The sequence below is a fragment of the Streptomyces sp. NPDC002838 genome, from assembly GCF_040295365.1.
In the GTDB taxonomy this organism is placed as follows: Bacteria; Actinomycetota; Actinomycetes; order Streptomycetales; family Streptomycetaceae; genus Streptomyces.
Genome location: NZ_JBEOVF010000026.1, coordinates 64,719 through 77,040 on the forward strand (window position 1 = coordinate 64,719; position 12,322 = coordinate 77,040).

A 12,322-nucleotide genomic window follows, 5' to 3' on the forward strand; every position below is an offset into this window, starting at 1 on the left:
TGGTGCGCGGTTTGTGGGCGGGGCACCGGATCCCTGATGATGATCGCGGCAAAGGCAGGGGCAGACGATGTTGATCGGCCCGTGAACGGGCGGTGAACGCGGCCTTCCGGGGATCCGATAGCCTCTGCCGACATGCCGCCCGCCTGGTGCAGCCAAGCCACACCGAGGCGGGCGCCCCCACCATGTACATGACCGGCGCCGTGCGTCGGCACCCAGGGAGTGAGTTCGGTTGTCGACCGCCATCCTCACCGGTCAGCCGGTCCCCGGATCGTCGATCGAAGGCGATCTGCGGTCCCTCGGCTTCGACGTACGGATCGCCTCCGACGCCGCCGACGCCGAGACGCTCCTCGCCCAGGTGCCCGGTGACCAGCGCGTCGCCGTGGTCGACGCCCGCTTCGTGGGCCACGTCCACGCGCTGCGCCTCGGCCTCACCGACCCCCGATTCCCGCTCGCCGCCGTGCCGGGCGCCGTGACGGCCCAGCCGGCCGGCCGCCAGGCCCTGACACGAGCGGTGGCGCGCGAGAACTCGGCCGGCGGCGGCACGGTCGTCGCCGTCGACAGCCTCGCCGACCGCATCGTCACCGCCCTCGACGACGACGGTGCCGACGTGCACCGCCCCGAGCTCGGCAGTCTCGTCGCCGAGGTCCCCGCCGGCCCCCAGGCCCGCAACGAGGCACGGCAGGCCGTCGCCGCCGTCGACGACGAGGCCGTACGCCTGAAGTCGGCCGTGAAGTCCCGCGACGGCTTCTTCACCACCTTCTGCATCAGCCCGTACTCGCGCTACATCGCCCGCTGGTGCGCCCGCCGGGGCCTGACCCCGAACCAGGTCACCACCGCCTCGCTCCTCACCGCCCTGATCGCGGCGGGCTGCGCGGCCACCGGCACCCGCGGCGGCTTCATAGCGGCCGGCGTCCTGCTGCTCGCGTCCTTCGTCCTGGACTGCACCGACGGACAGCTCGCCCGCTACTCCCTGCAGTACTCCACGCTCGGCGCCTGGCTGGACGCCACCTTCGACCGGGCCAAGGAGTACGCCTACTACGCCGGCCTCGCCCTGGGAGCCGCCCGCGGCGGCGACGACGTCTGGGCGCTGGCCCTCGGCGCGATGGTCCTGCAGACCTGCCGGCACGTCGTGGACTTCTCCTTCAACGAGGCCAACCACGACGCCACCGCCAACACCAGCCCCACCGCGGCCCTTTCGGACAAGCTCGACAGCGTCGGCTGGACGGTCTGGGTACGCCGGATGATCGTCCTGCCGATCGGCGAGCGCTGGGCGATGATCGCGGTTCTCACGGCGGCCACGACTCCCCGCATCACCTTCTACGCGCTGCTCATCGGGTGCGCCTTCGCGGCGACGTACACGACGGCGGGCCGGGTGCTGCGCTCGCTGACCCGTAAGGCGGTGGGGGTCCCCCCAGGCGTTAAGCACTGGGGGAGCACCGACCGGGCGGCGCAGGCGCTGGCGGACCTGGCGGACAACGGGCCGCTCGCCTCACTCGTGGGGCGTGCCACACGCGCCCGCATCGGCGCCCCGCTGCTGGTGGCGCCGGCGGGGACGGCCGTCCTCACCGTGTCCCTCTTCTCCGGGGTTACTTGGGCGCCCGTCGCGGGCGCGGTCGTTTACGCGGTCACCGCCGGTCAGGCGCTGTACCGACCTCTGAAGGGCGCCCTCGATTGGCTCGTCCCCCCTCTCTTCCGCGCCGCCGAGTACGGCACCGTCCTGGTACTCGCAGCCAAAGCGGACGTGAACGGAGCCCTTCCCGCGGCCTTCGGGCTGGTGGCGGCGGTCGCCTACCATCACTACGACACGGTGTACCGCATCCGCGGCAACGCCGGCGCGCCCCCGGCCTGGCTGGTGCGCGTCATCGGGGGGCACGAGGGACGGACGCTGCTCGTCACCGTCCTGGCCGCGGCGCTCTCCGCCTCGCAGTTCAAGGTCGCGCTCACGGTCCTCGCCGTGGCTGTGGCTCTGGTGGTGCTCGTCGAGAGCATCCGCTTCTGGGTGTCCTCCGGGGCTCCCGCCGTACACGACGAAGGAGAACCCGCATGATCGGCCTCGTGCTGGCGGCCGGCGCCGGACGGCGTCTGCGCCCCTACACCGACAGCCTGCCCAAGGCCCTGGTGTCGGTAGGGTCCGCTGGGCCGACGGGCATAGAGGACTCGATCACGGTGCTCGACCTCACCCTCGGCAACTTCGCCGAGATCGGCCTGACCGAGGCAGCGATCATCGTCGGCTACCGCAAGGAGGCCGTGTACGAGCGCAAGGCGGCCCTGGAGCGGAAGTACGGCCTCAAGCTCACCCTCATCGACAACGACAAGGCCGAGGAGTGGAACAACGCCTACTCCCTGTGGTGCGGCCGTGACGCCCTCAAGGACGGCGTGATCCTCGCCAACGGCGACACCGTGCACCCGGTCTCCGTCGAGAAGACGCTGCTCGCCGCCCGCGGCGACGGCAAGAAGATCATCCTTGCCCTGGACACCGTGAAGTCCCTGGCCGACGAGGAGATGAAGGTCGTCGTCGACCCCGGCAAGGGCATGACGAAGATCACCAAACTCATGGACCCGGCCGAGGCCACCGGCGAGTACATCGGCGTCACGCTCATCGAGGGCGACGCCGCCCCGGAGCTGGCCGACGCGCTGAGGACCGTGTGGGAGACCGACCCGCAGCAGTTCTACGAGCACGGCTACCAGGAACTGGTCAACCGGGGCTTCCGTATCGACGTCGCGCCGATCGGCGACGTCAAGTGGGTGGAGATCGACAACCACGACGATCTCGCCCGTGGACGGGAGATCGCGTGCCAGTACTGACGAGGCTGATTCCTTCGCCGGTCGTCGTGGACATCCGTCCGGGTGCCCTCGACGACCTGGGCTGTGTGCTCGCCGACGAGCGCATCTCGCACTCCGGCAAGCTCGCCGTCGCCGTCAGTGGCGGCTCCGGCGCCAGACTCCGTGAGCGCATCGCCCCTTCGCTGCCCGGCGCGACCTGGTACGAGGTCGGCGGCGGCACCCTCGACGACGCGGTCCGGCTGGCGAGCGACATAAAGGCCGGCCACTACGACGCGGTGGTCGGCCTGGGCGGCGGCAAGATCATCGACTGTGCCAAGTTCGCGGCGGCACGCGTCGGCCTCCCGCTGGTCGCCGTACCCACGAACCTCGCGCACGACGGCCTGTGCTCGCCGGTCGCGACCCTCGACAACGACGCAGGCCGCGGCTCGTACGGCGTACCGAACCCGATCGCGGTCGTCATCGACCTGGACGTCATCCGCGACGCCCCGGTGCGGTTCGTACGGGCCGGCATCGGCGACGCCGTCTCCAACATCTCCGCGATCGCCGACTGGGAGCTCGCCAACCGCGTCAAGGGCGAGAAGATCGACGGCCTCGCCGCCGCGATCGCCCGGCAGGCGGGCGAGGCGGTGCTCAGACACCCGGGCGGCATCGGCGACACCGGCTTCCTCCAGGTGCTGGCCGAGGCACTCGTCCTCAGCGGTATCGCCATGTCGGTGTCCGGTGACTCACGGCCGTCCTCCGGGGCGTGCCACGAGATCAACCACGCCTTCGACCTGCTGTTCCCCAAGCGGGCCGCGGCCCACGGCGAACAGTGCGGCCTCGGCGCGGCCTTCGCGATGTACCTGCGCGGGGCCCACGAGGAGTCGGCGTACATGGCCGAGGTGCTGCGTCGGCACGGGCTGCCGGTACTACCGGAGGAGATCGGCTTCACGACGGACGAGTTCGTCAGGGTCGTCAAGTTCGCTCCGGAGACCCGGCCCGGCCGCTACACGATCCTCGAACACCTCGACCTGACCACCGAACAGATCAAGGACATCTACGCCGACTATGTCAAGGCCATCGGTAGCTGAACTCCGACCGGTCGTCCACCCCGCAGGGGTGAAGGACCGGCGCAGCGGTGAGCACTGGGCAGGACGCCTGTACATGCGGGAGATCTCGCTGCGGGTGGACCGGTACCTGGTGAACACGCGGGTCACGCCCAACCAGCTGACCTACCTGATGACCGTCTTCGGCGTGCTCGCGGCCCCGGCCCTGCTGGTGCCGGGGATCGCGGGTGCCGTGCTCGGCGTGCTGATGGTCCAGCTCTATCTGCTGCTCGACTGCGTCGACGGCGAGATCGCGCGCTGGAAGCAGCAGTTCTCGCTCGGTGGGGTCTACCTGGACCGGGTCGGCGCCTATCTGACCGACGCCGCGGTCCTGGTCGGCTTCGGCCTGCGCGCCGCCGATCTGTGGGGCTCCGGGCGGATCGACTGGCTCTGGGCCTTCCTCGGCACGCTGGCCGCCCTCGGCGCGATCCTGATCAAGGCCGAGACCGACCTCGTCGGCGTCGCCCGCCACCAGGGCGGGCTGCCGCCGGTCAAGGAGGCGGCGTCCGAGCCCCGCTCGTCCGGCATGGCACTGGCCCGAAAGGCCGCCGCGGCGCTGAAGTTCCACCGGCTGGTGCTCGGAATCGAGGCGTCCCTGCTGATCCTGGTCCTGGCGGTGCTGGACACGGTCCGGGACGACCTGTTCTTCTCCCGGCTCGGCGTGGCGGTACTGGCCGGCATCGCGCTTATGCAGACCTTGCTGCACCTCGTGTCCATCCTCGCGTCGAGCAGGCTGAGGTGAGCGCCGTGGCTTCCTCCTCACCGAAGGTCGGCGCGGTCGTCATCACCATGGGCAACCGTCCCGACGAGCTGCGCGCCCTGCTCGACTCCATCGCCAAGCAGGACGGCGACAAGGTCGAGGTGGTCGTGGTCGGCAACGGCTCGCCCGTCCCGGACGTCCCCGACGGCGTCCGGACCATCGAACTGCCCGAGAACCTCGGCATCCCCGGCGGCCGCAACGTCGGCATCGAGGCCTTCGGCCCGGGAGCCCGCGACGTCGACATCCTGCTCTTCCTCGACGACGACGGCCTCCTGGCGCACCACGACACCGCCGAGCTGTGCCGCCAGGCCTTCGAGACCGACCCGAAACTCGGCATCATCAGCTTCCGCATCGCCGACCCGGACACCGGCGTCACCCAGCGCCGTCACGTGCCCCGTCTGCGCGCCTCCGACCCGATGCGCTCCTCCCGCGTGACCACCTTCCTCGGCGGCGCCAACGCCGTCCGTACCCGGGTCTTCGCCGAAGTCGGCGGACTTCCGGACGAATTCTTCTACGCCCACGAGGAAACCGACCTGGCATGGCGGGCCATCGACGCGGGCTGGATGATCGACTACCGGTCCGACATGGTGCTGTACCACCCCACGACCGCGCCCTCGCGGCACGCGGTCTACCACCGCATGGTCGCCCGCAACCGGGTCTGGCTCGCCCGCCGCAACCTGCCCCTGCTCCTGATCCCGGTCTACCTCGGCGCATGGCTGCTGCTCACCCTGCTGCGCCGCCCCTCGCGGCCTGCCCTGAAGGCGTGGTTCGGCGGATTCCGGGAAGGCTGGAGCACGCCGTGCGGGCCGCGCCGGCCCATGAAGTGGCGTACGGTGTGGCGGCTGACCCGACTGGGCCGGCCCCCTGTCATCTGACAAGCTCGTTCCTGAGAGCACCGGGGCCGCGAGGTTCCGGGCTCATGCCATGCCCGCACAGGCTGCGCATCTCGAAGACGAAAGTTTCCACTAGTGAGTGAGACAACACACGACGGCACGGTCGCGGTGAGCGCGCCCGCGCCGCCCGACGAGGGCCTCACGGCGGCACAGCTCGCCGCCAAGCACGGGCTCACCGTGAGCGGCGCCCGGCCCTCCCTCGTCGAGTACGTCCGTCAGCTCTGGGACCGGCGCCACTTCATCCTCGCGTTCTCGCGGGCGAAGCTGACCGCCCAGTACAGCCAGGCCAAGCTCGGACAGCTGTGGCAGGTGGTCACCCCACTGCTGAACGCGGCTGTGTACTTCTTCATCTTCGGCCTGCTCCTGGGGGCACGGAAGGGCATCCCGAACGACATCTACGTCCCGTTCCTGGTGACGGGCGTGTTCGTCTTCACCTTCACCCAGAGTTCGGTCCTCGCGGGCGTACGCGCCATCTCGGGCAACCTGGGCCTGGTGCGTGCGCTGCACTTCCCCCGGGCCTCCCTGCCGATCTCGTTCGCGCTCCAGCAGCTGCAGCAGCTGCTCTACTCGCTGATCGTGCTGGTCGTGATCATGCTGGCGTTCGGCAGCTACCCCGGCCTGTCCTGGCTGCTGGTGGTGCCCGCGCTGGTCCTGCAGTTCGTCTTCAACACGGGCCTCGCGCTGACCTTCGCCCGCATGGGCAGCAAGACGCCCGACCTGGCCCAGCTGATGCCGTTCGTCCTGCGTACCTGGATGTACGCGTCCGGCGTGATGTTCAGCATCCCGGCGATGCTCGAGGACAAGAACGTGCCGGGCTGGTTCACCGACGTCCTGCAGCTGAACCCGGCCTCGATCTACATGGACCTGGTCCGCTTCGCGCTGATCGACGGGTACGGCTCCTCGTACCTGCCCCCGCACGTATGGGCCTTCGCGCTGGGCTGGGCCCTGCTCGTCGGCGCGGTCGGCTTCGTGTACTTCTGGAAGGCGGAGGAGAGGTACGGCCGTGGCTGAGCGGAAGACCGACGAGCGCATCCCCACCGTCATCGCGGACGACCTGCACATCGTCTACCGCGTCAACGGCGCCAAGACCGGCAAGGGCAGCGCCACCGCCGCGCTCAGCCGCATCCTCAAGAGGGGCTCCGACGACGCGGAACGCGGCGTACGCAAGGTGCACGCCGTCCGCGGCGTCTCCTTCGTCGCCTACCGCGGCGAGGCCGTCGGCCTGATCGGTTCCAACGGCTCCGGCAAGTCGACCCTGCTGCGCGCCATCGCCGGCCTGCTCCCGGCCGAGAGCGGCAAGGTCTACACCGACGGCCAGCCGTCCCTGCTCGGCGTCAACGCGGCCCTCATGAACGACCTCACGGGCGAGCGGAACGTCATATTGGGCGGGCTCGCCATGGGTATGTCCCGCGAGCAGATCAAGGAGCGCTACCAGGAGATCGTCGACTTCTCCGGCATCAACGAGAAGGGCGACTTCATCACGCTGCCGATGCGGACGTACTCCTCCGGCATGGCGGCCCGGCTGCGTTTCTCCATCGCCGCCGCCAAGGACCACGACGTCCTCATGATCGACGAGGCGCTGGCCACCGGTGACCGCAAGTTCCAGAAGCGTTCCGAGGAACGCATCCGCGAGCTGCGCAAGGAGGCCGGCACCGTGTTTCTGGTCAGTCACAACAACAAGTCGATCCGTGACACCTGCAACCGCGTGCTGTGGCTGGAGCGCGGCGAGCTGCGCATGGACGGTCCGACGGACGAGGTCCTCAAGGAGTACGAGAAGTTCACGGGCAAGTAGTCCACCCGGACCCGGGCGAAACGGCCCACCCCGCTTACCGGGGCCCCGCCGGAACTGCTCCGGCGGGGCCCCGCGTCTGCAAAGGAAACGTCAACTTCGGCCCGCCTTAGGAATCTTGGGGCCAATCGGTGTGTTCTTGTGATGCGCAGGACACCCCGACGATCCACGACGCGTTGTACAACGTAAGCTGTACCGGTCCCGAAACACGGCAAGTAGGGCGATAATGCGCGACACCCCCTGCCGGGGCGGCCGTGCGGACGGCCGGGCGGCGTGTCCGAAATAGTGTGTATTGGATCGTCGGTGTAGAACGGGAGATGTGACGGCAATGGCTACGGAAACTCCCCAGCTCCACGCAGCATGTGCCGTCCCCGCCCCGGGCAGTCAGCGGTGACGGGAACCGGCATGACGCGCCCCGGTGCCACGGAGCGCGGCACGCTCGACAAGGCCGCGGCGGAGAACTTCCCCGTGGCCCCCTTCTTCCTGCCCAGGGCCTGGCGCACCGATCTCATGGCCGTCTACGGCTTCGCCCGCCTCGTCGACGACATCGGCGACGGCGACCTGGCCCCCGGCGGTGCCGACGCCCGCCTGCTCGGCGTCTGTCCCGAGGAGGCCGGGGACCGCCTGGTGATGCTGGACGCCTTCGAGGCGGACCTCCACCGCGTCTTCGACTCCACCCCGAGCCACCCGCTGCTGCGCCGACTCCAGCCGACCGTCCGCCGCCGCTCGCTGACCCCCGAGCCCTTCCTCGGCCTGATCGCGGCCAACCGCCAGGACCAGCTCGTCACCCGGTACGAGACCTACGACGACCTGCTCGCCTACTGCGAGCTGTCCGCCAACCCCGTCGGCCGCCTGGTCCTCGCCGTCACCGGCACCTCGACGCCCGAGCGGATCCGCCGCTCCGACGCGATCTGCACGGCCCTGCAGATCGTCGAGCACCTCCAGGACGTCGCCGAGGACCTCGGCCGCGGCCGCGTCTACCTGCCCGCCGAGGATATGAAGCGCTTTCACGTCCAGGAGGCGGATCTCGCCACGAAAACCGCGGGCGCGTCCGTGCGCGCACTGGTTGCATACGAAGCACAACGCGCCCGCGACCTCCTGAATGAAGGCGCCCCCCTGGTGGGTAGCGTCCACGGCAGGCTGAGGCTGCTGCTCGCAGGGTTCGTGGCGGGGGGAAGGGCGGCGATCCACGCGATCGCCGCCGCCGAATACGACGTACTTCCCGGCCCGCCCAAGCCCGGCAAGCTCCAGTTGCTGCGCGAGGTGGGCGTGACTCTGCGAGGAGAGGGGTGATCCGGACCGTGGAGTCGGAAGCGCACATGTCCGCACCGGTACTCGCCGCCTACAGCTACTGCGAGGCCGTCACCGGACAGCAGGCCCGGAACTTCGCGTACGGCATCAGGCTGCTGCCGACGCCCAAGCGCCGGGCGATGTCGGCGCTCTACGCGTTCTCCCGGCGCGTCGACGACATCGGCGACGGCGCCCTGGACGCCGGCGTCAAGGTCGCGAGACTCGAGGACACCCGGGCGATGCTGGCCCGGGTGCGCGACGGTTCGGTCGACGAGGACGACACCGACCCGGTGGCCGTCGCGCTCACCCACGCCGCCGCGACTTTCCCGATCCCGCTCGGCGGCCTGGACGAGCTCATCGACGGCGTCCTGATGGACGTACGCGGCGAGACCTACGAGACCTGGGACGACCTGAAGGTGTACTGCCGCTGCGTGGCGGGTGCCATCGGGCGGCTCTCGCTGGGTGTGTTCGGTACGGAACCGGGGGCGCGCGGCGCCGAGCGTGCGCCGGAGTATGCCGACACGCTCGGGCTGGCGCTCCAGCTCACCAATATCCTGCGGGACGTCCGCGAGGACGCCGAGGGCGGGCGCACCTATCTGCCCGCCGACGACCTCGCGAAGTTCGGCTGCTCGGCCGGGTTCAGCGGGCCGAAACCGCCGGAGGGCGCCGACTTCGCGGGCCTCGTGCACTTCGAAGTGCGTCGGGCCCGCGCCCTTTTCGCCGAGGGCTACCGGCTGCTCCCCATGCTGGACCGGCGCAGCGGCGCCTGTGTCGCCGCCATGGCCGGCATCTACCGCCGCCTGCTGGACCGCATCGAGCGCGACCCGGAGGCCGTGCTGCGTGGCCGGGTCTCGCTGCCCGGGCGGGAGAAGGCGTACGTCGCCGTGCGCGGCCTGTCCGGCCTGGACGCCCGGCATGTGACCCGGCGGACCGTCAGGAGGCGCGCCTGATGGACAACCTGGACCAAAGTGACGTCAGCGGCGAAAAGCGGCGGGCAACCCTCCGGTGGCGGGCGGCGTCCCTGACTGAGACGGTCGGTCGTGAACCGTTCAAGCAGCACGGCCGCCGCGCAGGGGAGGGTGCACGATGACCCACGGCACACGGTCCGACGGGCCACTCGCCGACGGCCCGGACAACCCGGTCGCGTCCGGGAGGCACGCCGTCGTGGTGGGCGGGGGGCTCGCCGGCATCACCGCCGCGCTCGCGCTCGCCGACGCCGGAGTGCGCGTCACCCTGCTCGAAGGCCGACCACGCCTGGGCGGACTCGCTTTCTCCTTCCAGCGCGACGGACTGACCGTCGACAACGGCCAGCACGTGTATCTGCGCTGCTGCACCGCCTACCGCTGGTTCCTCGACCGCATCGAGGGAGCGGCGCTGGCTCCGCTGCAGGATCGTCTCGACGTGCCCGTACTCGACGTCGCCCGCCCCGAGGGCCGGCGGCTCGGCAGGCTGCGGCGCGACGCGCTGCCCGTGCCCCTGCATCTGGGGCGCAGCCTCGCGGCGTATCCGCATCTCTCGCTCGCCGAACGGGCCAAGGTGGGGCGTGCCGCGCTCGCGCTCAAGGGGCTCGACCTCGCCGATCCGACCCTGGACACACAGGACTTCGGCAGCTGGCTGACCGCGCACGGTCAGTCGGCGCGTGCCGTCGAGGCCCTGTGGGACCTGGTCGGGGTCGCCACCCTCAACGCGGTCGCGGGCGACGCCTCGCTGAGCCTCGCCGCGATGGTGTTCAAGACCGGTCTGCTGTCCGAGCCGGGCGCGGCCGACATCGGATGGGCGCGCGTCCCGTTGGGCGACCTGCATGACCGGCTGGCCCGCAAGGCGCTCGACTCCGCGGGCGTGCGTACCGAGGTCCGTACACGCGTCACCTCCATCTCTACTGACGAAAACGGGCGCCTACGCGTTCAGGTTCCCGGCGAGACGCTCGAGGCGGAGGCGGTGGTGCTCGCCGTAGCACAGCGCGAGGCCCACGACCTGCTGCCCGCGGGGGCGCTCGACGCTCCCGGAAACCTGCTGGAGATCGGCACCGCGCCCATCCTCAACGTCCATGTCGTCTACGACCGCAAGGTGCTCGGCCGGCCCTTCTTCGCGGCCCTCGGCACCCCGGTGCAGTGGGTGTTCGACCGCACCGAGGCCTCCGGACTGACGGACGGCCAGTATCTGGCGCTGTCCCAGTCGGCCGCGCGGGACGAGATCGACGAGCCCGTCGCCGTACTGCGCGAGCGCTACCTGCCGGAGCTGGAACGGCTGCTGCCCCGCACGCGGGGGGCCGAAGTGAAGGACTTCTTCGTGACCCGGGAGCGCACGGCGACGTTCGCTCCCACCCCCGGCGTCGGACGGCTGCGGCCCGGCGCCCGCACCAAGGCCCCCGGCCTCTATCTGGCCGGAGCGTGGACCGCCACAGGGTGGCCCGCGACCATGGAGAGTGCGGTCCGCAGCGGTGTGAACGCGGCGTCCGCCGCGCTCGGCGCCCTGGGCCGGCCCCGCCCCCGCCACCTCTTCGAGATCGAGGAGGCGGCCTGATGCTCGATCAGCACGGCACGGCCGACCCCCGCACCTCCGGTACCGCAAAAAGAGGAGAGACTGTGCCCACTGTGCCCCCGGCCTCGACGGCTGCCGACGCGGTGGACGTGACCGCGCTCCTGGAGCGCGGCCGGACCCTGGCCACACCGGTACTGCGGGCGGCCATCGACCGCCTGGCACCTCCCATGGACACTGTCGCCGCCTACCACTTCGGCTGGATCGACGCCGAGGGCAACCCCGCGGACGGTGACGGCGGCAAGGCCGTCCGTCCCGCTCTCGCGGTGCTCTCCGCCGAGGTCACCGGCGCCGCACCCGAGGCCGGTATCCCCGGCGCCGTAGCCGTCGAACTGGTCCACAACTTCTCGCTGCTGCACGACGACCTGATGGACGGCGACGAACAGCGCCGCCACCGCGACACCGTCTGGAAGGTGCACGGCCCCGCCCAGGCCATCCTCGTCGGCGACGCCCTGTTCGCCCTGGCCAACGAGGTGCTCCTGGAGCTCGGCACCGTCGAGGCGGGCCGTGCCACCCGACGCCTGACCACCGCCACCCGCGCCCTCATCGACGGGCAGGCGCAGGACATCTCCTACGAGCACCGCGACCGCGTCAGCGTGGAGGAGTGCCTGGAGATGGAGGGCAACAAGACCGGCGCCCTGCTCGCCTGCGCGAGCTCCATCGGTGCCGTACTCGGCGGCGCCGACGACCGCACCGCGGACACCCTGGAGAAGTACGGCTACCACCTCGGCCTCGCCTTCCAGGCCGTCGACGACCTCCTCGGCATCTGGGGCGACCCGGTCGCCACCGGCAAGCAGACCTGGAGCGACCTGCGCCAGCGCAAGAAGTCCCTGCCGGTCGTGGCCGCGCTCGCGGCGAGCGGTGCCGCCTCCGAGCGGCTCGGCGAGATCCTCGCCGCCGACGCCAAGAGCAGCGACTTCGAGAACTTCTCCGAGGAGGAGTTCGCGGCCCGTGCCGCCCTGATCGAGGAGGCGGGCGGCCGCGAGTGGACCTCCGAAGAAGCACGCCGTCAGCACACCATCGCCATCGAGGCCCTGAACGCCATCGACATGCCCGACCGGGTACGGGCGCGGTTCACGGCGCTCGCCGACTTCGTCGTCGTACGAAAGAGATGATCATTATCGGTCGAATAGCCCTCGCGTAGTCGCCGGCAGGTATCGCGGGAAGACGAGCACCGGCCGAC

At 70.7% G+C, this 12,322-nt stretch carries 12 protein-coding genes; all 12 read left to right on the forward strand.

What is annotated here, in order from left to right; genetic code table 11:
• The first annotated feature begins 229 nt into the window (after positions 1-229).
• The 12 genes from ABT063_RS29370 (at position 230) to ABT063_RS29425 (ending at position 12,254) form a co-directional block, all read left to right on the forward strand.
• Positions 230-2,047: a DUF5941 domain-containing protein gene (locus ABT063_RS29370; RefSeq protein ID WP_351062352.1), complete on the forward strand. Its 1,818-nt coding sequence runs from the start codon at positions 230-232 to the stop codon at positions 2,045-2,047.
• Positions 2,044-2,805 (forward strand): phosphocholine cytidylyltransferase family protein, encoded by a 762-nt coding sequence (locus ABT063_RS29375; protein ID WP_351062353.1) that lies wholly within the window; start codon positions 2,044-2,046, stop codon positions 2,803-2,805. Before ABT063_RS29370 ends, ABT063_RS29375 begins: the two co-directional genes overlap by 4 nt.
• Positions 2,793-3,854, forward strand: a complete 1,062-nt coding sequence (locus ABT063_RS29380) for an iron-containing alcohol dehydrogenase family protein (protein ID WP_351062355.1) — start codon at positions 2,793-2,795, stop codon at positions 3,852-3,854. The genes ABT063_RS29375 and ABT063_RS29380 overlap by 13 nt, the downstream gene beginning before the upstream one ends.
• Positions 3,832-4,611 (forward strand): CDP-alcohol phosphatidyltransferase family protein, encoded by a 780-nt coding sequence (locus ABT063_RS29385; RefSeq protein WP_351062357.1) that lies wholly within the window; start codon positions 3,832-3,834, stop codon positions 4,609-4,611. Before ABT063_RS29380 ends, ABT063_RS29385 begins: the two co-directional genes overlap by 23 nt.
• 47 nt (positions 4,612-4,658) lie before the next feature.
• Positions 4,659-5,504, forward strand: a complete 846-nt coding sequence (locus ABT063_RS29390; RefSeq protein WP_502990908.1) for a glycosyltransferase family 2 protein — start codon at positions 4,659-4,661, stop codon at positions 5,502-5,504.
• Positions 5,505-5,597: 93 nt separating this feature from the next.
• On the forward strand, positions 5,598-6,533 hold the full coding sequence (locus tag ABT063_RS29395; protein ID WP_351062360.1) for an ABC transporter permease: 936 nt from the start codon (positions 5,598-5,600) through the stop codon (positions 6,531-6,533).
• Entirely contained in the window at positions 6,526-7,314 is a 789-nt protein-coding gene (locus ABT063_RS29400; RefSeq protein ID WP_351062362.1) for an ABC transporter ATP-binding protein, read from the forward strand. Before ABT063_RS29395 ends, ABT063_RS29400 begins: the two co-directional genes overlap by 8 nt.
• 387 nt (positions 7,315-7,701) lie before the next feature.
• Positions 7,702-8,604 (forward strand): squalene synthase HpnC, encoded by a 903-nt coding sequence (hpnC, locus tag ABT063_RS29405; protein ID WP_351062363.1) that lies wholly within the window; start codon positions 7,702-7,704, stop codon positions 8,602-8,604.
• On the forward strand, positions 8,601-9,551 hold the full coding sequence (hpnD, locus tag ABT063_RS29410) for a presqualene diphosphate synthase HpnD (RefSeq protein WP_351062365.1): 951 nt from the start codon (positions 8,601-8,603) through the stop codon (positions 9,549-9,551). Before hpnC ends, hpnD begins: the two co-directional genes overlap by 4 nt.
• A complete protein-coding gene (locus ABT063_RS29415) occupies positions 9,551-9,691 on the forward strand; it encodes a DUF6380 family protein (protein ID WP_351062367.1) in 141 nt (46 codons plus the stop codon). Before hpnD ends, ABT063_RS29415 begins: the two co-directional genes overlap by 1 nt.
• Positions 9,688-11,124 (forward strand): hydroxysqualene dehydroxylase HpnE, encoded by a 1,437-nt coding sequence (gene hpnE / locus ABT063_RS29420; protein WP_351062370.1) that lies wholly within the window; start codon positions 9,688-9,690, stop codon positions 11,122-11,124. The genes ABT063_RS29415 and hpnE overlap by 4 nt, the downstream gene beginning before the upstream one ends.
• 62 nt (positions 11,125-11,186) lie before the next feature.
• The gene (locus ABT063_RS29425; RefSeq protein WP_351062372.1) at positions 11,187-12,254 is read left to right on the forward strand and encodes a polyprenyl synthetase family protein; all 1,068 of its coding nucleotides are present in this window, start codon (positions 11,187-11,189) and stop codon (positions 12,252-12,254) included.
• Positions 12,255-12,322: the final 68 nt, after the last annotated feature.